Here is a 24422-nt window from a genome sequence, read left to right on the forward strand (position 1 = left end):
CCTCGTACGGGCTGTGGGCAGTCGTTCCGCAGGGCGGAACGGGTGGGCACGGCCCGGCCCGCAGTCGGCGACGAGACCTCAGCCCCCACCGAAGAGCTGCCGTCCGTCACGCGTCGTCACCCTCACGCATAGGCACCCGCACACCCCGCTCCTCAGCAACGGACTCCGCGATGTCGTACCCCGCGTCCACATGCCGAATGACACCCATACCGGGGTCATTGGTAAGAACGCGCTGGATCTTCTCCCCGGCCAGCACCGTACCGTCCGCCACCGTGACCTGCCCCGCGTGAATGGACCGCCCCATCCCCACCCCACCCCCATGGTGGAGGGAAACCCACGACGCCCCGGAAGCCACATTGACCATCGCGTTCAGCAACGGCCAGTCGGCAATCGCGTCGGACCCGTCGAGCATCGCCTCCGTCTCCCGGTAGGGAGAGGCGACGGACCCACAGTCGAGGTGATCCCTACCGATCGCCAGCGGAGCGGCAAGCTCACCGCTCGCGACCATGTCGTTGAACCGCTCGCCCGCCTTGTCCCGCTCCCCGTACCCGAGCCAGCAGATCCGCGCGGGCAGCCCCTGGAAGTGCACCCGCTCGCCGGCCATCTTGATCCACCGGGCGAGGGACTCGTTCTCGGGGAACAGCTCCAGCATCGCCTTGTCGGTCTTGGCGATGTCGGCGGGGTCGCCGGAGAGCGCGGCCCAGCGGAAGGGGCCCTTGCCCTCGCAGAAGAGCGGCCGGATGTAGGCGGGCACGAAGCCGGGGAAGGCGAACGCGCGGTCGTACCCGGCGAGTTGGGCCTCGCCACGGATGGAGTTGCCGTAGTCGAAGACCTCGGCGCCCGCGTCCATGAAGCCGACCATCGCCTCGACGTGCCGGGCCATGGACTCGCGGGCCCGCGTGGTGAACCCGGCCGGGTCCTTCGCCGCGTAGGAGGCCATGTCCTCGAAGTCGACGCCGACCGGGAGGTAGGCCAGCGGGTCGTGCGCGGAGGTCTGGTCGGTGACGATGTCGATGGGGGCGCCCATGGCGAGCAGCTGCGGGACCAGTTCCGCCGCGTTGCCGAGGACGCCGATGGAGAGCGGGCGGCGGGCGTCGCGGGCCTCGGTGGCGAGCTGGAGGGCGTGCTCCAGGCTGTCGGCCTTCACATCGAGGTACTTGTGCTCGATGCGGCGCTCGATGGCGCGGGGGTCGACGTCGATACAGATCGCCACGCCGTCGTTCATGGTGACCGCGAGGGGCTGGGCGCCGCCCATGCCGCCGAGTCCGGCGGTCAGGGTGATGGTGCCCGCGAGGGTGCCGCCGAACTTCTTCGCGGCGACGGCGGCGAAGGTCTCGTAGGTGCCCTGGAGGATGCCCTGGGTGCCGATGTAGATCCAGGAGCCCGCGGTCATCTGGCCGTACATGGTGAGGCCGAGGGCTTCCAGGCGGCGGAACTCCTCCCAGTTGGCCCAGTCGCCGACGAGGTTGGAGTTGGCGATCAGGACGCGCGGGGCCCACTCGTGGGTCTGCATGACGCCGACCGGGCGGCCGGACTGGACCAGCATGGTCTCGTCCTGCTTGAGGGTGCGCAGCGTGCGGACCATGGCGTCGAAGGAGCGCCAGTCGCGGGCGGCCTTGCCGGTGCCGCCGTAGACGACGAGCTGGTCGGGGTGCTCGGCGACCTCGGGGTCGAGGTTGTTCTGGAGCATCCGCAGGGCGGCCTCCTGCTGCCAGCCGAGCGCACTCAGTTCGGTGCCGCGCGGTGCTCGTACGGGCCGAGGTCCTGACATCTTCGTCCTCCTGTAGCTACGGCTATTCACATCCTCCAGTCGTGAATAGGGCTAGTCAATAGCGCGGGGCGGCCCCGTCCGCGCGTCGCGGGTGTTTGGCTGGAACCGACGGCAGACGCGAGGACCGCAGGAGGGGCACCCCGTGAAGCAAGGCACCAAGCACGGCACCGAGCAGGATCTCCCGGAGCACAACCACCCCGACGAGGACGACGGCGCGCAGGCCCGCGCCGCCCGCCGCGACGCCGCCGTCCGCGCCGCCGTGGCGCAGGGTCTCCTCGGCCCGGACACCCCGCTCGTCGCCCTCCTGGACGTCACCGGCATCCGCGCCTCGGCATCCGCCCTGCGCGCCGCGTTCGACGCCGTGGTGCCGCCGGGCACGCCCGTGCTGCACGCCTTCGCCGTGAAGGCCGCCCCGCTGGTCCCGGTGCTGAGCCTGCTGGAGACGGCGGGCCTGGGCGCCGAGGCGGCGAGCCCCGGCGAGCTGGCGCTGGCCCGCGCGGCCGGGGTGCCCGCCTCTCGCACGGTCCTCGACTCCCCCGCCAAGACCACCGGCGAGCTGCGCGAGGCGCTGGCGCTCGGTGTCGCCGTGAACGCGGACAGCCCGCAGGAGCTGGACCGCCTGGACGCACTGGTGCGCACCGCGCCGACCCGTTCCCCGCTCGGCATCCGGGTCAACCCGCAGCTCGGCGCCGGTTCCATCGGGGCGACCTCGACGGCGACGGCGACCTCCAAATTCGGGGTGGGGCTGCGCGACGACGGGGCCCGGGAGTGGGTGGTCCGGGCGTTCCTGGACCGGCCCTGGCTGACCCGGCTGCACACCCACACCGGTTCGCAGGGCATCCCGCTGCCGCTGCTCGCGCGGGGCGTGGCGGAGGCGTACGCGCTCGCGGAGGAGGTGAACGCGCGGGCCGGGCGGCAGCAGATCGACACGGTCGACATCGGCGGCGGTCTGTCGGTGGACTTCGGCTCGGAAGCGGCCGGTCCTGGTCACGCGCGGTACGCGCGGCTGCTGGCCGAGGAGGTGCCGGGGCTGTTCGACGGGCGGTACGGCCTGGTGACCGAGTTCGGCCGCTCGCTGCTCGCCAAGCACGGCACGGTGGTGGCCCGGGTGGAGTACGCCAAGAGCGCGGGCGGGCGGCGGATCGCGGTGACGCACGCGGGGGTCCAGGTGGCGACCCGGACGGTGTACGCGCCGCGGCTGTGGCCGCTCAGGATCGCGGCGTACGACGCCGAGGGGCGGCCCAAGTCCGGGCCCGAGGTGGTGCAGGACGTGGCGGGTCCGGCCTGCTTCACGGGCGACCTGCTGGCCGAGGGGCGGGCGCTGCCCGCGCTGGAGCAGGGGGACCTCGCGGCGGTCCTGGACACGGGCGCGTACGCCTTCGCCCATCACTACCCCTACAACTCCCTTCCCCGGCCCGGGATCTACGGCTTCATGCCGGACGGCGCGGGGGGCGTGGCGTTCGCGACCGTACGGGCCCCGCAGACGGTGGCGGAGATCGTGGCCGAATCCGGAGGGGCGCACGCCGCCGCCCTCACGACCCTGGACGCGCCCGGGAGCCGTTGACGCGGACCGTACGGCCCATGGACAAAGGGACCAACGTCCTTGAAACGAGGGCCAATCGACTCACATTAGTACGCCGGGCGCACGTTCCAACGGAAAATGCCAAAGCCCTCACCCGTCACGCACACGATGCGTAGTGTCGTTGTCACTCAACCGGAGTCACAGGCGGGAGGGGAGCCACGGTGCCCGGAATCGACGAGTGCTTACTGGAAGCCATGCGGCTGCCCGGCGCCCGGGGGGCGGCGCTGGTGGACTGGACGAGCGGACTGGCCCTCGGCACCGTCGGGGAGGCGCCCGGCGGCGACCATGAGACCACCGCCGCCGAGGCCGCCGAACTGGCCCGGATGACCGCCGAGCACGGCGCGTTCGCCGCCGCCGGGCCGGACGAGGGACGGCCACCGGTCGAGGACGTGATCATCAGCAACCACGACAGCTACCACCTGCTGAGATTCGTGGACACGTCCTTCGACAGCAGCGTGTTCCTGCATCTGTGGCTCGGCCGCGAGGAGGGCAATCTCGCCCTCGCCCGCATCCGGCTCGGCGAGATGGCCTCCCGGCTGGTGCTGGGATGACCGTGGTCGAGATACCTCTGCCGCTGCCGGTGCGGGACAGAACGGGACCGCGCGAGAGGGCCGCGGGCGCGGTCTCCCCGATGCTGCGGCGCCTGGCCGAGGAGGAGGCCACCGGCGTCCTGGTCCGCGAGCACGGCACGCTCCATCTGGTGCGGGGGCGGGTGGTGCACGCCGAGAGCCCTTTCGCCCCCGGCCTGGACGTGCTCCTCACGGCCCACGGCACCCTCGCCGCCACCGCCTGGCAGCGGGCGGCCGAGCGGACGGCGACCGTCCCGGAGGCCGCCCGGCTGCTGCTGGACTCCGGGCTGCTGCCCGAGGGCGCGCTGGAGCTGTGCCACCTGGACGCGCTGTACGACGCCGGGTACTTCGCGCTCGCCCCGAGCAGCACCCCGGGCCGCTTCCGCTACGACGGCACACCGGGCGCGGGGCCGCTGCCCTCGGTCCCGGTGGTCGCGCTGGAGCGCGAGACGCTGCGCCGCCGGTTGCTGCTGCACCGGCTGTGGCCCGACCCGGCGACCGACAGCGCCCCGCTGACCCGGGTCGCGCCGGTGGCGGCGGCGCCGGTCACCGCCCGCCGCAGGGCGGTCCTGGAGCGGGCCGACGGCGTGCGGACGGCCACCCTGATCGCCCGGGAGCTGGGGCGGCAGGCGTTCCACACGCTGGTGGACGTCCGCCGTCTCGCGGCGGCCGGGCTGCTCACCCCGGTGCGCGACATCCCGGTGCGCGACGCCCCCGCACGCGACACCCCGGCGCACGCCGCCCCGGTGCGCCGCGCGCCCGAACCGCCGCCGTTCCCGCCGACTCCCCCACTGCTGACGGTCACCGACCCCGACATCGCGCTGCTGAAGAGGCTCAGGGATGCGCTGGAGGCCCTTTGAACGGCACCGCCCCGCCGAGAGGACAGAGCTGATGCTGCGTGAACAGGACCTGGAAGCCGTCCTGGACGAGCTGCGGCGGCTGCGCACCCGGGTACCCCAGCTCACCGGCGCCCTCGCGGCGGGCGTGGACGGCCTGGTCGTCGCCCACGACACGCCCGGCGTCGACCCCGACGGCCTCGCGGCGCTGACCGCGGCTTCGCTCGGGGTCGCCGTACGCGTCGCCGAGGCCACCGGCAACGGCGGCTTCCGCGAGCTGCTGGTGCGCGGCGAGCGGGGCTACGTCGCGACCTACGCGGCCGGGCGCACCGCTGTGCTGACCCTGCTCGCGCAGGACCGGGTCAACGTCGGACGGCTGCACCTGGAGGGCCGCCGCTCCGGCGCCCGGGTCGGCGAGCTGCTCGACGCCGCCGAGGCCGAGGCGCGCGCCCGCCCCGCCGAGCGGCCCGCCCGGGCCGCGCCCGCCGCCCGCACCCGCACTCCGCGCGTCCTGCGGACCCCGACCACCGAGACACCTACCGCAACCGACAGTTGAACCTCCGAAAGGACCCCACCATGGCGAACACCGAGACGGCGCTGAAAGAAGCGCTCACGACCATCGAGGGCGCCACGGGCGTCGCGCTCGTCGACTACACCAGCGGCATGGCGCTGGGCACGATGGGCGGCAGCAAGACCTTCGACCTGAACGTCGCCGCCGCGGGCAACACCGACGTGATCCGCGCCAAGATGCGCACGATGGAGCACCTGGGCCTGAACGCCGAGATCGAGGACATCCTCATCACGCTGTCGGACCAGTACCACCTGATTCGCCTGCTCACCGGGCGCGGCGGCAACGGCCTCTTCCTGTACCTGGTGCTGGAGTCGAACCGGGCCAACCTGGCGATGGCCCGGCACCAGCTGAAGCGGATCGAGGCGGACCTGGAGGTCTGATCAGCCTTGACGTCTGATCGTCCTGGAGGTCTGATCAGACGGCGGCCGGAGTACGGCGGCGGGCCCCGCCCGGGGCCGCGTCGCCGGCCGCGACGCCCGTGGTGCGCAGCCCCTTGACGGTCTTGCCCGCGGGCGCGCCGCCCCGGTCGTCCAGCCAGTCGACCCGCACCCACAGCAGGGCGTCCAGGGCGCGTTCGCGCCGCCCGATCCAGGACGCCTTCAGCCGCAGCCCGAGCCCGGCCCCGGCGAGCAGCAGGCCCCCGGCCATGGGCACCGCGAAGGCGCTGCCGAGCGCGGCGGCGAAGGCCAGGAGCAGCCACCAGCGGTGTCCCCGGCGCCAGGTGCGCACGGACACCCGGCGGTCCTGGAGCACATCGTGCCGTCCCGCCCGGGCCGCACCGCGCGCGAGAGCCACGTACCGCTTCCGGCGCACGAGCGCCACCACGGCGGCGGCCCCGGCGAACAGCACGACTCCGGCCACGATGCCGGGCGTTCGGCCCGTCAGCCCTGACGGCACCGCGCCGATCCCGGCCGCGAGAACCCCGAGCCAGGTCAGCGGGGCGGCCCCGGCCCGTACGACGACGGCCACCCGGGCCAGCCCGTGTCCGCCGCGTCCGCCGTTTCCGCCGCGTCCTTCACGCGCCACGTCACCCTCCCGTGTCACGAGTGCGTCGATCACCCGGTCCGCGCCGGGGATCACCTGTGTCAGCGCGGCACGCTAGCGCCGGAACCTGAGACGCGTCTTAAGAACGCGCCGGTTCATTCCACGAACAGCCCACGGGCCGCGGCCCGCGCGTCGAACTCCTCCAACCGGGCCTGCGCGTCCGGGAGTCCGTCGCACAGGGCCTCCAGGAGCACCCGGCCGAGCATCATCGGCGCGCACGGGGTGTCGAAGGCGAGCCCGGTGCCGACGGCGGCGGGCAGCAGCAGGTCGGAGTGCTTGGCGACCGGCGCGAAGACGGAGTCCGCGACGGTGACGACGGTCAGCCCCGCCTCCTTGGCGTGCGCGAGGGCGTCGAGCACCTCACGCGGATGCCGGGGCAGCGCGAAGCAGAGCAGCGCGGAGGCACCGGCCCGTACGGCGGCGTCGATGCGGTCCTGCACCATGGAGCCGCCCTCGTCGAGCAGCCGTACGTCCGGGTGGACCTTGGCGGCGAAGTAGGCGAAGCCGAAGGCCTGCGGGGCCGCCGCGCGCAGCCCGAGCACCGGCAGCGGCCGGGAGGCGGCCAGCAGCAGGCCCGCCCGCTGGACCGGGGCCGGGTCGGCGAGCAGGTCGGCCAGGTGCCGCAGGTTCTCGATCTCGGCCTCGACGGCCTGCTGGTACTCGTTGAACGAGCCCTGTTCGGCGGCCGGTTCGACCGGAACGACCTCGCGCAGATGGCGGCGCAGCGCCGGGTAGCCGTCGAAGCCGAGCGCGACCGCGAACCGGGTGACCGACGGCTGACTCACCCCGGCCAGGTCCGCCAGCTCCACGCTGGACAGGAACGGCACATCGGCGGCCCGCCGCACCATGCTGTGCGCGATGCGCCGCTGGGTCGGTGTGAGCCGGTGCCCCTCGAAGAGCGCCTGCAACCGTTTCGCAGGACTGTCGCCCACACTCATCCCTCTCACCGGCCCCACCCGCTATTCACTCCAAACGCTCCCTGCATACCGTTATACAGGGGTGGCGTCCGCGATGCCCGGGGTATGGCGGACGAGGGCGGAGAAAGGGAAGGCGAGCAGCGCGCGAGGGCGCGGAAGGCGGCTTGCGCGGGGACCGCCGCACCCCCGTCACCGGGGGGCGGGACGACGGCGGTCCCCGCGAGGGACGCGCGCCGGGTCAGGCCTGGCGGGCGCGTCCTTGGCGTCCATGGAGGTCCGGGAGCCGCTCCGGAGGTTCCTGGGACGCCGTACGGCACCGGCCGGGGCGGGGAGCCGCTCCCGCCCTGCCGGTACCCCTTACTGTGGCGGACCCGTGTTAAGCACGTGCTGCGCGCACGTGACACCCAGATGCCACGTGCGCCACGGATCATGGAGATCGGGGCGAATGCCCTACCGCTTGCCGCCCTTGGCCAGGAAGGACAGCAGGTCCTGGCGGCTGACCACACCGGTCGGCTTGCCCTCGACCAGCACGATCGCGGCGTCCGCCGAGCCGAGCACCTGCATCAGGTCCGCGACCGGCTCACCGGAGCCGACCTGCGGCAGCGGGGCCGACATGTGCTTCTCCAGCGGGTCCGAGAGCGAGGCCCGCTGCGAGAACAGCGCGTCCAGCAGCTCGCGCTCCACGACCGAGCCGACGACCTCGGCGGCCATCACGTCGGGGTGACCGGCACCCGGCTTGACGACCGGCATCTGGGAGACGCCGTACTCGCGCAGCACCTCGATGGCCTGGCCCACGGTCTCCTCGGGGTGCATGTGCACCAGGGAGGGGATGGAGCCGTGCTCCTTGTCGCTGAGCACGTCGGCGACGCGGGCGCTGGGGCCCTCGTCCTCCAGGAAGCCGTAGTCGGCCATCCACTCGTCGTTGAAGATCTTCGAAAGGTAGCCGCGACCGCTGTCCGGGAGCAGGACGACGACCACGTCGTCCGGGCCCAGCCGCTCGGCCACGCGCAGCGCGGCGACGACCGCCATGCCGCAGGAGCCGCCGACGAGCAGGCCCTCCTCCTTGGCGAGGCGGCGGGTCATCTGGAAGGCGTCCTTGTCGGACACCGGCACGATCTCGTCGGCCACGGTGCGGTCGTAGGCGGTGGGCCAGAAGTCCTCGCCGACGCCCTCGATCAGATACGGGCGCCCGGAGCCGCCGGAGTAGACCGAGCCCTCCGGGTCGGCGCCGATGACCTTGACCTTGCCGTCGCTGGCGTCCTTCAGATAGCGGCCGGTGCCGGAGATGGTGCCGCCGGTGCCGACGCCCGCCACGAAGTGCGTGATCTTCCCCTCGGTCTGCTCCCACAGCTCGGGGCCGGTCGAGTGATAGTGGGAGAGCGGGTTGTTGGGGTTGGAGTACTGGTCCGGCTTCCAGGCGCCCGGCGTCTCACGCACCAGCCGGTCGGAGACGTTGTAGTAGGAGTCCGGGTGCTCCGGGTCCACGGCGGTCGGGCAGACCACGACCTCGGCGCCGTACGCGCGCAGCACGTTGATCTTGTCCATGCTGACCTTGTCGGGGCACACGAAGATGCACTTGTAGCCCTTCTGCTGGGCCACGATGGCCAGGCCGACGCCCGTGTTGCCGCTGGTCGGCTCGACGATCGTGCCGCCCGGCTTCAGCTCGCCGCTCGCTTCCGCCGCCTCGATCATGCGCAGGGCGATGCGGTCCTTCACGGAACCGCCGGGGTTGAAGTACTCCACCTTGGCCAGGACGGTGGCCTGGATGCCCTCGGTCACGTTGTTGAGCTTCACCAGCGGGGTGTTGCCGACGAGGCTGATCATCGAGTCGTGGAATTGCACCGTTGTCTCCGGTTGCTTGCAAAAACAGTGGTCGTAGTTGTTTCCGCCAGCCTACGGCCCCCGGGTGACGCCGGACGGACCTTCACTCCCTGTGGAGATTGGCGCACGTGCCGTACGGGGCAAGGAGTGGGTGTACGGCTAGGAGGAGGTGGCGGCGTCGCATGGCGAACCTGTCGAGGGCGAGAGTGGCCCGGCGCATCGCGGCCGGGGCGGCGTACGGCGGCGGCGGTGCCGGGCTGATCGGGGTGGCCGCGGTCGGCCTGGTGCTGGCCGAGATGCGGCTGGCCCGGCGCCAGGTGAGCAACGGGGCGACCGGCGGCCGGGTGCCACAGGCCGACGGGGTGTACGGCGCCGGGTTCGAGGAACCCGGTGAGCCGCCGCTGCGGCTGACCCTGCTCGGCGACTCCACGGCGGCCGGACAGGGCGTGCACCGGGCGGGGCAGACCCCGGGCGCGCTGCTGGCCTCGGGGCTCGCGGCGGTCGCGGAGCGGCCGGTGGTGCTGAAGAACGTGGCGCTGCCCGGCGCCCAGTCCGACGACCTGGAGCGCCAGGTGTCCCTGGTCCTCGCCTCCCCGCTGCCGGTGCCGGACGTCTGCGTGATCATGGTCGGCGCGAACGACGTGACCCACCGGATGCCCCCGACCCGCTCGGTGCGCCATCTGTCGGCGGCGGTACGGCGGCTGCGCACGGCCGGTGCCGAGGTGGTGGTCGGCACCTGTCCCGACCTCGGCACCATCGAGCCGGTGCAGCAGCCGCTGCGCTGGCTGGCCCGGCGGGCCTCGCGGCAGCTCGCGGCGGCGCAGACCATCGGGGTCGTGGAACAGGGCGGGCGCACGGTCTCGCTCGGCGATCTGCTGGGCCCGGAGTTCGCGGCGAACCCCCGCGAGCTGTTCGGCCCGGACAGCTACCACCCCTCGGCGGAGGGGTACGCGACGGCGGCCATGGCGGTGCTGCCGACGGTGTGCGCGGCGCTCGGCCTGTGGCCCGCCGAGGAGGAGGGGCCGGACGTGGCGCGGCGCGAGGGCTTCCTGCCGGTGGCACGGGCGGCGGCCGAGGCCGCGGCGGAGGCGGGCACGGAGGTCACGGCCGCGATGCCGTCAGGTCCGCGCGGACCGTGGGCCCTGCTGAAGCGGCGGCGCAGGCGGGGGGTGCCGGAGACGGAACCGGCGACGCCGTCGTCGTAGCCGGGCGGGCGGCGCGAACGACTGGCGAGCCGAGTAAAGGCAGCCAAGCAAGCGCTTAGACAATTGCGGCCAGTGTCACACCCGCACCCGGGTGACCCAGGCCATACGTACGGGTAACTTCCGAGTGGGCCTTGCCCTTTCTTCCCTACGCCACTGGAGCCGTGATGCCCGAAGCCGTCATCGTGTCGACCGCCCGCTCCCCCATCGGCCGCGCCTTCAAGGGCTCCCTGAAGGACCTGCGCCCGGACGACCTGACCGCCACGATCATCCAGGCGGCGCTCGCCAAGGTCCCCGAGCTGGACCCCAAGGACATCGACGACCTGATGCTCGGCTGCGGCCTGCCCGGCGGCGAGCAGGGCAACAACCTGGGCCGGATCGTGGCCGTGCAGATGGGCATGGACCACCTGCCGGGCTGCACGATCACCCGTTACTGCTCCTCCTCGCTCCAGACCTCCCGCATGGCGCTGCACGCCATCAAGGCCGGCGAGGGCGACGTCTTCATCTCGGCCGGTGTCGAGATGGTCTCCCGCTTCGCCAAGGGCAACTCCGACAGCCTGCCCGACACGCACAACCCGTTCTTCGCCGAGGCCGAGGCCCGTACCGCCGAGGTCGCGCAGCAGGAGGGCACGACCTGGCACGACCCGCGCGAGGACGGCCTGGTCCCCGACGCGTACATCGCGATGGGCCAGACCGCCGAGAACCTGGCCCGGCTCAAGGGCGTCACCCGGCGCGAGATGGACGAGTTCGGCGTCCGCTCGCAGAACCTCGCCGAGGAGGCCATCAAGAACGGCTTCTGGGAGCGCGAGATCACCCCGGTCACGCTGCCCGACGGCACCGTGGTCGCCAAGGACGACGGCCCGCGCGCGGGGGTCACCCTGGAGGGCGTCGAGGGCCTGAAGCCGGTGTTCCGCCCCGACGGCCTGGTCACCGCGGCCAACTGCTGCCCGCTGAACGACGGCGCCGCCGCCCTGGTCATCATGAGCGACACCAAGGCCCGCGAGCTGGGTCTGACCCCGCTCGCCCGGATCGTCTCCACCGGAGTCTCCGGCCTCTCCCCCGAGATCATGGGCCTCGGCCCGGTCGAGGCGAGCAAGCAGGCGCTGCGCCGCGCCGGGCTCTCCGTCGGCGACATCGACCTGGTCGAGATCAACGAGGCGTTCGCCGCCCAGGTGATCCCCTCCTACCAGGAGCTGGGCATCGACCTGGACCGGCTGAACGTCAACGGCGGCGCCATCGCGGTCGGCCACCCCTTCGGCATGACCGGCGCCCGCATCACCGGCACGCTGATCAACTCCCTCCAGTTCCACGACAAGCAGTTCGGTCTGGAGACCATGTGCGTCGGCGGCGGCCAGGGCATGGCGATGGTCGTCGAGCGCCTGAGCTGACCGCGCCCGGCCCGACGAGCTGATCGACCCTCGGTGACCGCTCGGGCACCGAGGGTCCGAAAAGGCCCGGAACCCGGGAAACCCCCTGGGCGCTGGGCCTTTTTGTGATCCAATCTCCCTCAGGGTGTGACCTATCTCGCTCGATGGGGGATCGACGCAGGTCAGTGCCGTGGGCCGGGAGGCGCCGCGCGCCGCCGAGGCAGAAGTTCCGTCCGTTTCGTGACGTTACGCACTGACAGCCGGTCAGTCCGCCCTTCAAGCTGTTGTAGGAAGTCGGGGGTCGACTTTGAACCTGGGAGTACGTCAGTGAGCGCCATGCCCATCGCCCTGCTGCTCACCACGGTCGCCACGGGCGCCGTGGGCGTCGCCGTCCTGTGCACCGTGCTGCGGCTGCGCCGCCAGCTCACCGAGCTGCAGGCCCAGCTCGCGGACGACCAGGCCGCCGCCCTGCGCACCCTGCTGCCCGCCGCCCGCACCACCGCCGACGCCGAGGAGATACGCACGGCCGTGGCCGAGGCGCTGGCGGAGGAGCGGGAGCGCGAGCTGGCCGAGGCCCGCGCGTTCTGGGCCGCCCAGGAGGCGCGCGACTCCTCCGACGCCCCCTCGCTGCACGGCCTGGCCGACGTCGAGCCCTTCCTGCCCCGGCAGGCGGACTTCGCGGGCCTCGAGCCCGTGGCCGAGCCCGCCGTCGAGGCCGAGGAGCAGAGCGGGGAGTCCCCGGAGCTGGCCGCGGCCCGCCGCCGTCACCCCTCGCACCCCGACTTCGTCCCGGTGCAGCAGACCGCCGGACACGAGGACGAGCGCGCCGCCACCACCCTGGAGCAGCTGGCCACCCAGCAGGTCGCGCTCAGCGACGTACGCCCCGGCCCGCTCGGCACCCTCGACGTCTACGTCTTCGCCGACGGCACCACCCTGTGCATGACCCCGGGCCACCGCGAGACGGCGGAACGGCTCGCGACCGCGCTGCGCTCGGGCGAGTCGCCGTATCTGCTGGGCGGATCGGGCATCTCCGGCGCCTACACGCTGACCTTCGCCTGCGGCGACGAGACGGTGTACGTCCTCGCGGACCGCGTCATCGCGTCCCTGTGAGCGCCGGGGCCGTCACACCCCGGCCCGCTTGCGGGCCTCCTCCACCAGCTCGACCGCCTCGGCGACCTCCTCGTCGGTGCTCAGCACCAGTGCGAGGTCGTGCCCGGCGACGGTGATCTGGTCGGCCGCCGCGAACATCCCGGCGTCCGGCATCTCGCGGGGCTCGGTCCCCGGCTCCTCCACCGCCTGCGTGCGCCGGGCCATCTCCCGGGCCAGCGCCAGGGCCTCGGCGGCGGCGCTGCGTTGCAACCGGCTCTGCGGGGCCGCGCGCAGCCGGTCGGCGAAGTGTTCCACTGCTTTGGTCAGGGGCGTCGTATCGAGCACCGCCCGAGCGTAACGCGGGCACTGTTGCCAAGCGGGCCGTGCTCGGGCACGGTGACGGTGAGGACCGGCCTGTATCCCCTTTGCGTTCGGAGGCGCCGATGTCCCAAGTCTTCTCCGAAGAGACCCATCGCAACATGCTTGCCCGCATCCCCCACTGCACCGGCCGCGCCGTCTCCGACTGGCTGCGCGCGGTGGAGGAGGGGCCCGCCCTCGCCCGCTTCGAGGAGAAGGTCAGCTGGCTGCGGCACGAGCACAATCTGGCCTACGGCCATGCCAAGGCGATCATCCATGAGTACGACTTGAGGAGGGCGGCGCGCAAGCTGCGCTAGCGCCCCCGGACACACGCGAAGGGCCCCCGGTACCGAACCGGGGGCCCTTCGCGTGCGCTGCGGGAGGTCCGCTAGTCGTTGTTGCTGAAGATCGCGACCAGGCGGAGCATCTCGATGTAGATCCACACCAGGGTCATGGTGAGACCGAACGCGGCGAGCCAGGACTCGTCGCGCGGGGCGCCGTACGCGATGCCGTCCTGGATCTGCTTGAAGTCGAGCGTCAGGAAGAACGCGCCGAGCAGGATCGCGATGATGCCGACGATCGCGCCCAGCGGGCCCATGCTGCGCAGTCCGCCGTCCTCGGCGACGCCGAACGCGACCAGCAGCAGGTTGACCGCCATGACGACCACGAAGGCGATCGCGATGGCCATGCCGATGCGGGCGTAGCGCGCGGTGACGCGGATCCAGCCGGCCTTGTAGACCAGCAGGGTGGCGCCGGTGACCGCCATGGTGCCCAGCACCGCCTGGAAGGGGGCGCCGCTCCAGCGGCTGTTGAACATCTCGCTGAACACGCCGAGGAAGACGCCCTCGAAGGCCGCGTAGGCCAGGATCAGCGCGGGGGACGGGGTGCGCTTGAAGCTCTGCACCATCGCCAGGACGAAGGCGATGATCGCGGCCCCGATCGCCAGGCCGTAGCTGGTCGTGGAGACCGGCAGCAGCGTCCAGGCGAGGACGGCGCCGACGACGACCGTGCCGAGCGTGAAGGCCGAGCGGGTGACGACGTCGTCCATCGTCATCCGGCCGGCGGCGGGCGGGGCCTGCGGCGGGGCGCCGTGCGCGAGGTCGGGCTGCGCGTACGGGTTCTGGGCGTACGGATTCTGCGCGTAGGGGCTGCCCTGTGCGTACCCGGCCTGCGGTGCGGTGTTGAAACCGGCGTAGCCGTTGTCGCGGCTGAACTCCCGTCGCGAGAAGACCGGGTTGCTGCTCCTCATTTCACTCCTCCACGGCCACCCTGCGCGGCCTTGGGCTCAAGAGTAATGGATTGGCAAAGGAAGGACCGTAATCCTTGAGGAGGATCTTTCCCTCGCCATGCTGCCGAACACGTTATGCCGAACCGGTGTTCCCGGCCATGGAACAAGTAATGCCCGAGGGACGTACGGACCCCGTAAACGAAGGGTGTCCGGCGCCCGTACGAAAGGGGCCGGCCGCCGGTCCGCGGGAGGCGCTCGCGGTACCGGCGGCCGGCCGGGCGGGACGGTCAGGGCGCGGTCAGTGGCGCGGCCAGCCGTCCAGTCGGCGGTGCAGGGTGACGTCGGGCCGCTCGTGGCCCTTGGGCGCCTTGGCCACGGCGCTCTGCAGGATGCCGTTGACCTCTCCGGCCAGCGCGTCCACCTTGGTCTGCAGCTCGGTCGCGGGCAGGCCGGAGCGGGTCAGCGCGTCCAGCCGGCGCTGGATGTCGTTGAGCTGGCGGCGGGCGCTCGCGTCCAGCTTGAGCGGGTTGGGCGTGGAGACGACGAACTGGTAGGCGCCCGCGAGGGTCTGGCAGCCGTTGCAGTACTTGTTCGCCGCGTCGCTGACGTTGACCGCCTTGAGCCGGTGCACGTCCCCGGCGATCGTGACGATCTGGAAGGACAGCGCGACCGAACGGCACTTGTCGTCGACCGAGCAGCCCATGGAGACGGCGCGGGCCTGGTTGCGCACGGAGGCGGCCCGGACGTTGCCGAACTCCCGGACGGTGAAGGAGTCCTTCGCCTGGGTGTGGTGCAGCCGGTTGGCGTTGGTGAACACGTTGTCCGAGACGATCGCGGCGCGGGCGGGCCCGGTCGCGGCGTGGGCCGGGACGGCGGTCGCCACTCCGGCGGCACCGGCGGCGAGGAGGACGGTGCGGACCGCGCGTCCGTTGAACGGACCGCTGTTCGCGCGTGGCTTTCGATGACTTCCCATGGAGTCTCCTGGAAGAAGTGGATGCGAGGTGGTTCAGGGGGGTGCGACCCGCGTGGTCACACAGGGCCGGAGGGGGTCAGGACGACGCTCCCTGGGCCGGGGGGCTGGTGGGCGGAGGCGTGCTTCCGGGCGGCTCGCTCGCGGGGACGCTCTCCGTGGGGGTCGGGCTGGGGCTGTCGGTGGCGGAGTCCGTGGGCTCCTGCGTCGGGTCGCCGCCCGTACCGCCGTTGCTCCCGGAGTCACCGGGCTGGGTGGTCCCCTTGGTCGGCTTCTTGCCGGGCTTCGCCGAGGGCGAGCCGGACGGCTCCGGCGCGGACGCGGACGCGCTGCCGGAGGCCGGGGCGCTCGGGCTGCCGGAGGCACCGGAGGGTGCCGCGCCGGGCACGGCCGAGGGGGAGACGGACGCGGTGCCGGGGCTCGCGGAGGGTCCGCCCGTGCCGCTGTCCGGGGTGGACGCGTCCATGGGCGGCGGCGCGGTCGTGGGCACCCCGGGCTGGAGGATCGGCGCGATCGGCGGCTTCTTGGGCAGCGGCTTCGGGGTGGCGCCGGACATCCAGGCGTAGCTGAGGCCGCCCAGGCCCACGAGCAGGGCCGCGCACAGCGTGACGCGCAGCGCGGGGCGCCCGGCGGTGGAGCGCTTGGCGGCCCGGAAGAGACGGCCGCCGATCTTGATGGTGAGGTAGATGACACCCGCCATCGGGCACAGCAGCATGAAGCTGCCGAGCACGCCGACCAGGCCCTCGACGATCTTGCCGTCGGCGAAGGCGGAGCCCGTGCCGACCAGTTGCTCGGTCAGCGAGCGGACCATGGTGGAGATGATGCGCGGCAGGTTCCACAGGCCGTAGCCCAGCTCGGCGATGATCAGCGGGATCATCGTCAGCACCCAGGTCGCCACGATGACGCGCGCCGACTTCTTCAGCCCGGCGACCTCGACGCGGGCCGCCCGTCCCTTGGCGGTGGGCAGCAGGGAGAGCAGGATCGGTTTGATCTTGCCGTAGAGGTCGGGGACTCCGGCGAGGTCGCCCAGGATGTAGTAGCCGTCCAGGCGGACGGCCGGCATCAGCTGTTCCAGGATCTCGAAGTGCCCGAGATAGACCGCGGCCAGGAAGAAGGGCTCCCCGGTGGCGAAGTAGGCACCGGCCATGGCCAGCATGAAGACGACGTTGAAGTAGACGCCGCCGAAGTCGGTGCGGATACGGCCGCCGCGGTTGATCCGGTAGACGTCGGTGACGTCGGTGTACATGGACGGCCAGATGAGGAAGAGGCCGCAGCCGATGCAGCCGGGCCGGGCGCCGCCGTATCTGCACGCCGAGGCGTGGCCGAACTCGTGGAAGACGAGGGAGGCCACGGTGAGCAGGAAGACGATCAGGATCAGCAGCGGCTGGTCCAGGACCTCAAGGACCGGTTCGATCGCCCCGAAGAAGCCGAACAGCCACACGTCCATGGCGACGGCCGCGAGCAGCACGGCGGCGACGACCGGCGGGCGGTGCAGCCACTGGAGCGACCGGGCGATCTTCGCGGTGCGGCGCTCGTTGAAGATCACCCGGTGGCCCTTGAGGGCCAGCAGCAGGTCGGAGCGCGGGGCGTCGACCTCGTCGCTCTCCTGGCCCTCGGGGACGGTCACGCCGAGCGGTTCGAGCTTGTTCTCCACCAGGTAGCGGATGTTCTCGCCGCTGACCTCGCGGCCGAAGCGCGCGCTCACCCGGTGGGCGATGGTGTCGATGTCGCGGACGCCGTCGACGGACGACGCCACGAGATACAGCAGCCGTGACAGCTGCACGACCTGCCCGTCCCCCCGACGGGCGATGTACTTGGGCTCGGTGAAGCCGGACCCCTGGTACTCGCCGTGCAGCTGCAGCCCCGCGCTGATGCGCGGAACGGGCCGGGACGGCACCTCCGCGTCCGGCAGGCTGCCGGCCGCTACCTGCTCGTACGTCACCGGCCAGCCACCGGGCCCGGGCAGCGGGCCGGTGTCGTAGAGCGTGGATGTGCCGTTTCCCGACACCGTCATGTGTGGTCTCCCCCCACGTCATGGCCGCCGCTTCCCCCCGGCATGGCCGCGGGGGCGGACCGCCCCGGACTCGGGCACGGTCCGCCCCCGTGACCGCCTGTGCGGCGGTGCCGTTACTGCTTGACGGAGATCGCCTGACCGGCCTGCGACTGCGCGTCCGACCACAGCGAGTGGTCGTTCGCGGCGAGCGACTGGTTCTGCGCCTCGATGTTCGCGATGTGCTTGGTGACGTTGGTCGTCTTGTTGAAGCTGAACTTCAGCTTGCCCAGGGCCTCACGGCCCGGCAGCAGCTCCGCGGACTCGGCGTCCAGGTCACGCATGTCCATGCTCATGATGGTGGTCCTTCCGGAAAGATCTCGATGGGCGGTGGTGCGCGGGTGTTACTGGGAAACGCTGATGGTCTGGGCGGCACCGGAGCTGGCGACGGAGTACGCCGAGTGGTCGTTCAGCGCGGCGGACTGGTTCGAGGCCGCGATGTTGGCGACGTGCTTGGAGACGTTCGTCGTCTTGTTGAAGCTGAACTTCAGCTTGCCCAGGGCCTCGCGACCCGGCAGCAGCTCCGCGGACTCGGCCTCGAGCTCGTGAGCGTCCATCATGATCAATTCCCCCTTGGGAATAGGCATTTCCGGTCGAACGGAGTCAGGTTCCCCCCGGACTCTGTCCGACTTGGTCGGACGAGCTGTCCAACGAGATTGGACACTAGGGCCTCACCGGGGCACTCCGCAACCCGTTCGGGGAATCACCCTTTCGGCCGTGCCCCTACTCGCCCGTAGAATCCCCCCGACAGCGAGGTTCGGCGAGCGGCGAGCAGGACGACCGGGAAGTGACCAGGTGACCAACGCACTGCAGCAGCTGATTCGCGAGCGCCTGGACCGTGAGGGCTGGTCCTACGGCGACGTGGCCAGACGCGGAGACATCCCCCGCTCCACCGTCCACCACCTGGCCACCGCCGAGCGCGTGGTGCGGATGCCCCAGGCCACGACCCTGGAGGGACTGTCCAAGGGACTCGGACTCCCGTTGGACACCGTGCGGCGCGCGGCGGCCGAGGCGTGCGGCATCCATGTGTACGGCACGGCCGGGAACGGCGCGGCCGACGCCGGAGCGACCGGCGACCCCGAGGTCGACCTCCTCATCGCCAGCGTGCAGCAGCTGTCCTCCGACGACCGGCGCCATGTCACCGCCCTGGTGGAGTCCCTGCTCGGCCGCTCGGCCAAGCGCCCGCCGGAGAGCTGACCGCCGCGTCCGCCGGAGGGCTGACCGCCTCTGGCCGCGGTTGCCCGGTCTTCGGCCCACTCGGGGCCCAAGTCGGAAAAAGAATGCAACTGGGCCCGAATATGCCGAGATACCCCGCTAGTCTCACGACTGCCCGAGGAGCGAGAGCCGCACGACCCCGGGCCCTTGGGGGGAACGTGTTGTTCGTGCATGGCGGGCCGGCCACCGCGGTGGTCCGCGGCCCCGACGGCGAATCCGTCGTCCTGTTCTCCGGCGAACTGCCCGAGACCCTCACCGACGCCTCGGTCGGCGAACTCCTCGACCTGGCCGCCGCGATCCTGAACCAGGAAGAACTGACCCTCTTCCACACCTGCCTCCTCGCCCTGCGCGCCAACGGCATGCGCGCGGGACGCCGGATCGAGGCGGACGGGGTGGTGCTGACGGTGTACGAGGGCTGAGCGCACGAAGACTGAGCGTGCGAGAGCTGGGCCCCGGGGGGGACGGCAGCGGTGCTCGGAGATGGCCGAGGCGCCGGCCGTTTCGGCAGGTCAGGCGCCTGGTGAAGTGCCCGGAGCCGGACTTGAACCGGCACGCCCGCGAAGGGGCAGCGAGGTTTAAGCTCGCCGTGTCTGCATTCCACCATCCGGGCAGGCCATGGGCTCCGCTTCGAGCTCCCGAGCCTATCGGGAGGCTCCCCGAGGACAGCGGAGAGTACGGACCGATGTTGTCTTATTTTATTGATGTCTGAGGGTGCATCAGACCACGGTGCACGCCATCCGCACTTGCCAACAGCGTGACGCGGCCGGGCACGCACCGCACGGGGAATGACGGAATTTCACCTACCGAACGAGGGCGGCCCACCTGTTCCCGGCGGAAGCGGTCCCAGCAGGTCCCGGCCCCGCGTCAGCCCCGGGCCCGCCCCGCGCCACCCGGGTGGCCTCAGGGTCCGGCGTCCTCCCCAGGTATGACACCGGGGCGTCCCGTCCGACCGCAGTCGGTTCCGGGAACGGGAACAGCGGCTGACCGGGGCGGGGGAACGGGAAGGGACGATGGAAGCCAGTCCCCACAGCCGTACCGACAGGAGCGCCCTTCCGTGACCACCACACCCACCGCAGGCCGGAGCACCGCCGTGGCCGCGCGCGCCACGGAGCTGTCCAAGATCTACGGGCAGGGCGAGACCCGGGTGGTCGCCCTCGACCAGGTCTCCGTCGACTTCCGTCAGGGCGAGTTCACCGCGATCATGGGCCCCTCCGGCTCCGGCAAGTCCACGCTGATGCACTGCGTGGCCGGGCTCGACTCCTTCTCCTCGGGGTCGGTGCGCATCGGTGACACCGAGCTGGGCTCGCTGAAGGACAAGCAGCTCACCCGGCTGCGCCGCGACAAGATCGGCTTCATCTTCCAGGCGTTCAACCTGCTCCCCACGCTGACCGCGCTGGAGAACATCACGCTGCCCATGGACATCGCGGGCCGCAAGCCCGACAAGGCGTGGCTGGACCAGGTCATCGACATGGTCGGGCTGTCCGGGCGCCTGACCCACCGGCCCGCGCAGCTCTCCGGCGGCCAGCAGCAGCGCGTCGCCGTCGCCCGCGCGCTGGCCTCCCGCCCCGAGATCGTCTTCGGTGACGAGCCGACCGGAAACCTCGACTCCCGCTCCGGCGCCGAAGTCCTCGGCTTCCTGCGCAACTCCGTGCGCGAGATGGGCCAGACCGTCGTCATGGTGACCCACGACCCGGTCGCGGCGGCCTACGCGGACCGCGTGATCTTCCTCGCCGACGGCCGGATCGTGGACGAGATCCAGGACCCCACGGCCGACAGCGTCCTCGACCTGATGAAGCAGTTCGACGCGAAGGGCCGTACCAGCTGATGTTCCGCACCGCCCTGCGCAACGTCCTCGCGCACAAGGCCCGGCTCCTGATGACCGTGCTCGCCGTCATGCTCGGCGTGGCGTTCGTGTCCGGGACGCTGGTCTTCACCAACACCGTCTCCGATGCCTTCCAGAACAGCTCCGCCAAGGGCTTCGACGGGGTCGACGTGGCCGTCACCCCCCGCCACCAGGCGTCCAAGGGCGACCAGGTCGGCCACAACCCCGAGCTGACCGACGCCCTGCTCCAGAAGGCCGCGACGACCCCGGGGGCGCGGTCCGCCACCGGTGTCGTCGGCGGCTTCACCGCCCTCGCGGGCAAGGACGGCAAGCTGGTCGGCAGCGGCTGGCAGTCCTCCGGCGGCAACTACTGGGGGACGAAGGACCCCCGCTACCAGCTCGTCTCCGGCCACGCCCCGCACGGCGCCGACGAGATCGCGCTCGACTCCAAGACCGCGCAGCGCGCCGGGTACAAGGTCGGCGACAAGGCCCGCCTCTCGGTCGACGGCCCGATCCTCACCCCGCGCGTCAGCGGCATCTTCACCACCGACGACGGCAACGTGTCGGCGGGCGGCAGCCTCACCCTGTTCGACACGCCGACCGCGCAGACCCTGTTCGGCAAGAAGGGCACGTACGACGAGATCGACGTGAAGGCCGCGCCCGGCACCAGCCAGGGCGCGCTCAAGTCGGCCCTGGACAAGACGCTGCCCACCCAGCTGGTGGAGACCACCACCGGCAAGAAGCTCGCACAGGACCAGGCGAAGCAGATCGCCGAGGGCATGAGCGGCCTCACCAAGGTCCTGCTGGTGTTCGCCGGGATCTCCCTGTTCGTCGGTCTGTTCATCATCGCCAACACCTTCACCATGCTGGTCGCCCAGCGCACCAAGGAACTGGCCCTGCTGCGCGCGGTCGGCGCCTCCCGGAGCCAGGTCACCCGCTCGGTGCTGACCGAGGCGGTCGTGGTCGGCGCGATCGCCGCGATCGCCGGACTCGCGGCCGGTGTGGGCATCGGCGCGGGACTGCGCTCCCTGCTCGGCACCATCGGCGCCGAACTGCCCGACGGCCCCCTGGTCATCACGCCGGGCACGGTGGTGGCCGCCCTCGTCGTCGGCATCGTCGTCACCGCGCTGGCCGCCTGGCTGCCGAGCCGCCGCGCCGCGAAGATCCCGCCGATGGCGGCCATGAACAGCATCCACGCCAAGGCCACCACCAAGTCCCTGGTGCTGCGCAACACCCTGGGCGCGCTGTTCGCCGGTGCCGGTGTCGCCGTGGTCCTCGCGGGCCGGACGATGAGCACCGACAGCGGGCAGGTCGCGATGGGACTGGGCGCCGTCCTGCTCATCATCGGCGTGTTCGTGCTGACGCCGCTGCTGTCGCGCCCGCTGATCGCCGCCGCCGCGCCCGTGCTGCGCCTGTTCGGCATCTCCGGCAAGCTGGCCCGCCAGAACTCGGTGCGCAACCCGCGCCGTACGGCGGCCACCGCGTCCGCGCTGATGATCGGCCTGACCCTGATCACCGGTATGACGGTGATGGCGGGCAGCCTCCAGAAGTCAATCGACAAGATGGCGAGCGACTCGATCAGCGCCGACTACGTCGTCTCGATGTCCACCCAGGGACCGCTCTCCCCCAAGGTGGCCGAGAAGATCGCCGCCGTCGACGGGGTCGCCGCGAGCAGCCCGCTGCGCAACGCGCCCTCCCGCATCGACGGCAGGACGGAGTACCTGACCGGCGTCGACAGCCGTTCGATCGGTGAGCTGACCAACCTGAAGACGGACCAGGGCACCTTCACGGTGAGCGGCACCCGCGTCGTCGTGGACAAGGACCGGGCGAAGGACTACGGCTGGACGGCCGGTTCGCACCTCACCGTGCACTACGCCGACGGCAAGGCCCAGAAGCTGACCATCGCCGGGGTCTACGAGGGCAACGCCATGACCCGCGGCATCATGATCGACAACCGCACCCTCACCCCGCATCTGACCACCCCGTCCGACATGCAGGTCATGGTCAAGATGAAGGACGGCGCCTCGGCGGCGGCCAAGGACCACCTGGAGAAGGCCCTCGGCTCCAACCCGGCGATCGCGGTCCAGGACAAGAAGGACATCTCCGACGGCGTCGCGAAGTTCTTCACCTTCATGCTGAACATGCTCTACGGCCTGCTCGGCATGGCGGTCGTCATCGCGGTCCTCGGTGTCGTCAACACCCTGGCGATGTCGGTCTTCGAGCGCTCGCAGGAGATCGGGATGCTGCGCGCGATCGGTCTGGAGCGCCGGGGCGTCAAGCGCATGGTGCGCCTGGAGTCCCTGGTGATCTCCCTGTTCGGCGGTGTGCTCGGCATCGGTCTGGGCGTGTTCTTCGGCTGGGCGGCCGGTGCGCTGATCGGCACGCAGATGCCGACCTACCAGCTGGTGCTGCCCTGGGACCGGATCGCGCTCTTCCTGGTCCTGGCGGCCCTGGTCGGCGTCCTGGCGGCGCTGTGGCCGGCCCGCCGGGCGGCCCGTCTCGACATGCTGACGGCGATCAAGGCCGAGTAGCGGCCCGCGTACGGCGAAGGGGCCCCGTTCGGGAACAGGAACGGGGCCCCCTTCGCGTGCGTCAGCCGTGCCAGGTGCGCGGGCGCGGCGGGAGGCCCGAGGTGCCCGGCTCGGGGGTGCGGACGGCGAGGACCTGGTTGACGCCGATCCGGTTGCGCTCGAAGGCCAGCGCCGAGGCGGCCATGTACAGCAGCCAGACCCGGGCGCGGCCGTACCCGGCGAGCCGTACCGCCCGCTCCCAGTCCGCCTCAAGGCGGGTGACCCAGGCGCGCAGGGTCAGGGCGTAGTGCTCGCGCAGCACCTCCACGTCCCGCACCTCGAACCCGGCGCGCTCCAGCTGGGTGACGGTGGTGCCGAGGGGGGCGAGTTCGCCGTCGGGGAAGACGTAGGCGTCGATGAACGCGTCCACCTCGTACGCCGACTCGTCCCGCTGGGGACGGCGGGCGATCTGGTGGTTGAGCAGCCGTCCACCGGGCTTGAGCAGGCCGTACAGGTCGCGGGCGTAGTCCAGATAGCGTTCGGCGCCGACGTGCTCGGCCATGCCGATGGAGGAGATCGCGTCGTAGGGGCCGTCGCGTACGTCGCGGTAGTCCTGGACGCGGATCTCGACCCGGTCGGTCAGGCCCTCGTCGGCGACGCGCTTGCGGGCGTAGGCGGCCTGTTCCTGGGAGAGGGTGACGCCGACGACGCCGACGCCGTGCTCGCGGGCCGCGTGGATGGCCATGGAGCCCCAGCCGCAGCCGACGTCGAGCAGCCGCTGACCGGGCTTCAGACCGAGCTTGCGGCAGACCAGTTCGAGCTTGTCGCGCTGGGCGGACTCCAGGGTGCCGCCTGCCTCGGGGGCCTCCCAGTAGGCGCAGGAGTAGACCATGGAGGGGCCGAGGACGATCTCGTAGAAGTCGTTGCCCACGTCGTAGTGGTGGCTGATGGCCCGCTTGTCGGTGCGCCGGGTGTGCAGATGGCGGCGGGCGCGGACCTCCTCGCGCGGCGGGGCGGGCGGCAGCGGGGGTCCGGCCAGCCGCAGCAGTTCGCGGATGCCCGCCCGGACGACGGGGTCGCGCAGGGCCTCGGCCAGCGTGCGGGAGTCCTCCCCGCGCTCCCAGATCAGCCCGGCCATCGCGCCGAGGGCGCTGTACAGGTCGCCCTCGATGTCCAGGTCGCCGGAGACCCAGGCGCGGGCGAGCCCCAGTTCCCCGGGCTTGAAGAGGATGCGGCGCAGCGCCCGGCGGTTGCGCACGACGAGTACGGGAACGTTCGGCGGACCCGCCTGGGAACCGTCCCAGGCACGGATCCGCACCGGGAGCGGGGCTCCCAGCAGTTGCTCGGCAACACTCACCAGTCGCGACGCGGCGTCGGCCACGGTGCACACCTCCAAGACGGCGATCCCGGATGTCCGTTACCACGTAAACGACCGGACTACCCGGCACAGTCCCGCAATGGAGTTACAACAGGGCAAAAGAGCGTAGGCCGCACGGCGGCA

24 protein-coding genes and 1 tRNA gene are annotated in these 24422 nt (G+C 71.8%); 13 read left to right on the forward strand and 12 right to left on the reverse strand.

The window, feature by feature from the left end:
• Positions 1 to 106: 106 nt before the first annotated feature.
• Entirely contained in the window at positions 107 to 1771 is a 1665-nt protein-coding gene (hutU, locus tag B079_RS0122480; protein ID WP_026248953.1) for a urocanate hydratase, read from the reverse strand.
• A gap of 142 nt (positions 1772 to 1913) precedes the next feature.
• Here hutU and B079_RS0122485 point away from each other — a divergent pair, with 142 nt between their 5' ends.
• From B079_RS0122485 to B079_RS0122505, 5 genes are all read left to right on the forward strand, one after another.
• A complete protein-coding gene (locus tag B079_RS0122485; protein ID WP_018548097.1) occupies positions 1914 to 3335 on the forward strand; it encodes a diaminopimelate decarboxylase in 1422 nt (473 codons plus the stop codon).
• Positions 3336 to 3514: 179 nt separating this feature from the next.
• Positions 3515 to 3904 carry a hypothetical protein gene (locus B079_RS0122490; RefSeq protein ID WP_026248954.1) on the forward strand — a complete coding sequence of 130 codons (390 nt, stop codon included), beginning with the start codon at positions 3515 to 3517 and terminating at the stop codon, positions 3902 to 3904.
• The gene (locus B079_RS0122495) at positions 3901 to 4782 is read left to right on the forward strand and encodes a hypothetical protein (protein ID WP_018548099.1); all 882 of its coding nucleotides are present in this window, start codon (positions 3901 to 3903) and stop codon (positions 4780 to 4782) included. Before B079_RS0122490 ends, B079_RS0122495 begins: the two co-directional genes overlap by 4 nt.
• A gap of 31 nt (positions 4783 to 4813) precedes the next feature.
• Positions 4814 to 5314 carry a roadblock/LC7 domain-containing protein gene (locus tag B079_RS0122500; protein WP_018548100.1) on the forward strand — a complete coding sequence of 167 codons (501 nt, stop codon included), beginning with the start codon at positions 4814 to 4816 and terminating at the stop codon, positions 5312 to 5314.
• Positions 5315 to 5334: 20 nt separating this feature from the next.
• Positions 5335 to 5709: a hypothetical protein gene (locus tag B079_RS0122505; RefSeq protein ID WP_018548101.1), complete on the forward strand. Its 375-nt coding sequence runs from the start codon at positions 5335 to 5337 to the stop codon at positions 5707 to 5709.
• A 34-nt stretch (positions 5710 to 5743) separates the two neighbouring features.
• On the opposite strand, the gene B079_RS0122510 is transcribed toward B079_RS0122505, so the two are convergent.
• From B079_RS0122510 to B079_RS0122520, 3 genes are all read right to left on the reverse strand, one after another.
• A complete protein-coding gene (locus tag B079_RS0122510) occupies positions 5744 to 6355 on the reverse strand; it encodes a hypothetical protein (protein ID WP_234016849.1) in 612 nt (203 codons plus the stop codon).
• 113 nt (positions 6356 to 6468) lie between these two features.
• Complete coding sequence (locus B079_RS0122515) at positions 6469 to 7311, reverse strand: MurR/RpiR family transcriptional regulator (protein WP_026248956.1); 843 nt, start codon at positions 7309 to 7311, stop codon at positions 6469 to 6471.
• Between the two features lie 429 nt (positions 7312 to 7740).
• Complete coding sequence (locus B079_RS0122520; protein ID WP_018548104.1) at positions 7741 to 9132, reverse strand: cystathionine beta-synthase; 1392 nt, start codon at positions 9130 to 9132, stop codon at positions 7741 to 7743.
• A 161-nt stretch (positions 9133 to 9293) separates the two neighbouring features.
• Between B079_RS0122520 and B079_RS0122525 the strand changes: the two genes are divergently transcribed.
• From B079_RS0122525 to B079_RS0122535, 3 genes are all read left to right on the forward strand, one after another.
• Positions 9294 to 10316: an SGNH/GDSL hydrolase family protein gene (locus B079_RS0122525; protein ID WP_018548105.1), complete on the forward strand. Its 1023-nt coding sequence runs from the start codon at positions 9294 to 9296 to the stop codon at positions 10314 to 10316.
• A gap of 164 nt (positions 10317 to 10480) precedes the next feature.
• On the forward strand, positions 10481 to 11701 hold the full coding sequence (locus B079_RS0122530; protein ID WP_018548106.1) for an acetyl-CoA C-acetyltransferase: 1221 nt from the start codon (positions 10481 to 10483) through the stop codon (positions 11699 to 11701).
• A gap of 306 nt (positions 11702 to 12007) precedes the next feature.
• Complete coding sequence (locus B079_RS0122535; protein WP_026248957.1) at positions 12008 to 12790, forward strand: hypothetical protein; 783 nt, start codon at positions 12008 to 12010, stop codon at positions 12788 to 12790.
• A gap of 12 nt (positions 12791 to 12802) precedes the next feature.
• Here the strand turns inward: B079_RS0122535 and B079_RS0122540 are convergent, their stop codons facing one another.
• Positions 12803 to 13114 carry a hypothetical protein gene (locus B079_RS0122540; protein WP_199779957.1) on the reverse strand — a complete coding sequence of 104 codons (312 nt, stop codon included), beginning with the start codon at positions 13112 to 13114 and terminating at the stop codon, positions 12803 to 12805.
• A gap of 98 nt (positions 13115 to 13212) precedes the next feature.
• On the opposite strand from B079_RS0122540, the gene B079_RS0122545 reads away from it, so the two are divergent.
• Entirely contained in the window at positions 13213 to 13443 is a 231-nt protein-coding gene (locus B079_RS0122545) for a DUF4287 domain-containing protein (protein WP_018548109.1), read from the forward strand.
• A 71-nt stretch (positions 13444 to 13514) separates the two neighbouring features.
• On the opposite strand, the gene B079_RS0122550 is transcribed toward B079_RS0122545, so the two are convergent.
• The 5 genes from B079_RS0122550 to B079_RS0122570 form a co-directional block, all read right to left on the reverse strand.
• Positions 13515 to 14375, reverse strand: a complete 861-nt coding sequence (locus tag B079_RS0122550) for a Bax inhibitor-1/YccA family membrane protein (RefSeq protein WP_018548110.1) — start codon at positions 14373 to 14375, stop codon at positions 13515 to 13517.
• Positions 14376 to 14652: 277 nt separating this feature from the next.
• On the reverse strand, positions 14653 to 15327 hold the full coding sequence (locus tag B079_RS0122555) for a hypothetical protein (RefSeq protein WP_018548111.1): 675 nt from the start codon (positions 15325 to 15327) through the stop codon (positions 14653 to 14655).
• Positions 15328 to 15403: 76 nt separating this feature from the next.
• On the reverse strand, positions 15404 to 17338 hold the full coding sequence (locus B079_RS0122560) for a M50 family metallopeptidase (protein ID WP_018548112.1): 1935 nt from the start codon (positions 17336 to 17338) through the stop codon (positions 15404 to 15406).
• Between the two features lie 113 nt (positions 17339 to 17451).
• Positions 17452 to 17670, reverse strand: a complete 219-nt coding sequence (locus B079_RS0122565; RefSeq protein WP_018548113.1) for a hypothetical protein — start codon at positions 17668 to 17670, stop codon at positions 17452 to 17454.
• Positions 17671 to 17718: 48 nt separating this feature from the next.
• On the reverse strand, positions 17719 to 17934 hold the full coding sequence (locus tag B079_RS0122570) for a hypothetical protein (protein WP_018548114.1): 216 nt from the start codon (positions 17932 to 17934) through the stop codon (positions 17719 to 17721).
• A gap of 235 nt (positions 17935 to 18169) precedes the next feature.
• On the opposite strand from B079_RS0122570, the gene B079_RS0122575 reads away from it, so the two are divergent.
• Entirely contained in the window at positions 18170 to 18571 is a 402-nt protein-coding gene (locus B079_RS0122575) for a helix-turn-helix domain-containing protein (protein WP_018548115.1), read from the forward strand.
• A 185-nt stretch (positions 18572 to 18756) separates the two neighbouring features.
• Positions 18757 to 19008 carry a hypothetical protein gene (locus B079_RS0122580; protein WP_234016850.1) on the forward strand — a complete coding sequence of 84 codons (252 nt, stop codon included), beginning with the start codon at positions 18757 to 18759 and terminating at the stop codon, positions 19006 to 19008.
• A 107-nt stretch (positions 19009 to 19115) separates the two neighbouring features.
• On the opposite strand, the gene B079_RS0122585 is transcribed toward B079_RS0122580, so the two are convergent.
• Positions 19116 to 19199: transfer RNA gene (locus tag B079_RS0122585), tRNA-Leu, on the reverse strand.
• Positions 19200 to 19643: 444 nt separating this feature from the next.
• Between B079_RS0122585 and B079_RS0122590 the strand changes: the two genes are divergently transcribed.
• Both B079_RS0122590 and B079_RS0122595 read left to right on the forward strand, forming a co-directional pair.
• A complete protein-coding gene (locus B079_RS0122590; protein WP_018548117.1) occupies positions 19644 to 20414 on the forward strand; it encodes an ABC transporter ATP-binding protein in 771 nt (256 codons plus the stop codon).
• Positions 20414 to 22942 (forward strand): ABC transporter permease, encoded by a 2529-nt coding sequence (locus tag B079_RS0122595; protein ID WP_018548118.1) that lies wholly within the window; start codon positions 20414 to 20416, stop codon positions 22940 to 22942. Before B079_RS0122590 ends, B079_RS0122595 begins: the two co-directional genes overlap by 1 nt.
• Positions 22943 to 23003: 61 nt before the next feature.
• Here B079_RS0122595 and B079_RS0122600 read toward each other — a convergent pair whose 3' ends face one another.
• Positions 23004 to 24302 carry an SAM-dependent methyltransferase gene (locus B079_RS0122600; RefSeq protein WP_026248959.1) on the reverse strand — a complete coding sequence of 433 codons (1299 nt, stop codon included), beginning with the start codon at positions 24300 to 24302 and terminating at the stop codon, positions 23004 to 23006.
• Positions 24303 to 24422: the final 120 nt, after the last annotated feature.

The organism is Streptomyces sp. LaPpAH-108, from assembly GCF_000373625.1.
Taxonomy (GTDB): domain Bacteria; phylum Actinomycetota; class Actinomycetes; order Streptomycetales; family Streptomycetaceae; genus Streptomyces.

Excerpts from the sequence above, each read along its gene's own strand:
- hutU (WP_026248953.1), bottom strand. The coding sequence starts at position 1,771 with ATGTCAGGACCTCGGCCCGTACGAGCACCGCGCGGCACCGAACTGAGT.
- B079_RS0122495 (WP_018548099.1), top strand. The coding sequence starts at position 3,901 with ATGACCGTGGTCGAGATACCTCTGCCGCTGCCGGTGCGGGACAGAACG.
- B079_RS0122500 (WP_018548100.1), top strand. The coding sequence starts at position 4,814 with ATGCTGCGTGAACAGGACCTGGAAGCCGTCCTGGACGAGCTGCGGCGG.
- B079_RS0122505 (WP_018548101.1), top strand. The coding sequence starts at position 5,335 with ATGGCGAACACCGAGACGGCGCTGAAAGAAGCGCTCACGACCATCGAG.
- B079_RS0122515 (WP_026248956.1), bottom strand. The coding sequence starts at position 7,311 with ATGAGTGTGGGCGACAGTCCTGCGAAACGGTTGCAGGCGCTCTTCGAG.
- B079_RS0122525 (WP_018548105.1), top strand. The coding sequence starts at position 9,294 with ATGGCGAACCTGTCGAGGGCGAGAGTGGCCCGGCGCATCGCGGCCGGG.
- B079_RS0122530 (WP_018548106.1), top strand. The coding sequence starts at position 10,481 with ATGCCCGAAGCCGTCATCGTGTCGACCGCCCGCTCCCCCATCGGCCGC.
- B079_RS0122545 (WP_018548109.1), top strand. The coding sequence starts at position 13,213 with ATGTCCCAAGTCTTCTCCGAAGAGACCCATCGCAACATGCTTGCCCGC.
- B079_RS0122550 (WP_018548110.1), bottom strand. The coding sequence starts at position 14,375 with ATGAGGAGCAGCAACCCGGTCTTCTCGCGACGGGAGTTCAGCCGCGAC.
- B079_RS0122555 (WP_018548111.1), bottom strand. The coding sequence starts at position 15,327 with ATGGGAAGTCATCGAAAGCCACGCGCGAACAGCGGTCCGTTCAACGGA.
- B079_RS0122560 (WP_018548112.1), bottom strand. The coding sequence starts at position 17,338 with ATGACGGTGTCGGGAAACGGCACATCCACGCTCTACGACACCGGCCCG.
- B079_RS0122565 (WP_018548113.1), bottom strand. The coding sequence starts at position 17,670 with ATGAGCATGGACATGCGTGACCTGGACGCCGAGTCCGCGGAGCTGCTG.
- B079_RS0122570 (WP_018548114.1), bottom strand. The coding sequence starts at position 17,934 with ATGATGGACGCTCACGAGCTCGAGGCCGAGTCCGCGGAGCTGCTGCCG.
- B079_RS0122595 (WP_018548118.1), top strand. The coding sequence starts at position 20,414 with ATGTTCCGCACCGCCCTGCGCAACGTCCTCGCGCACAAGGCCCGGCTC.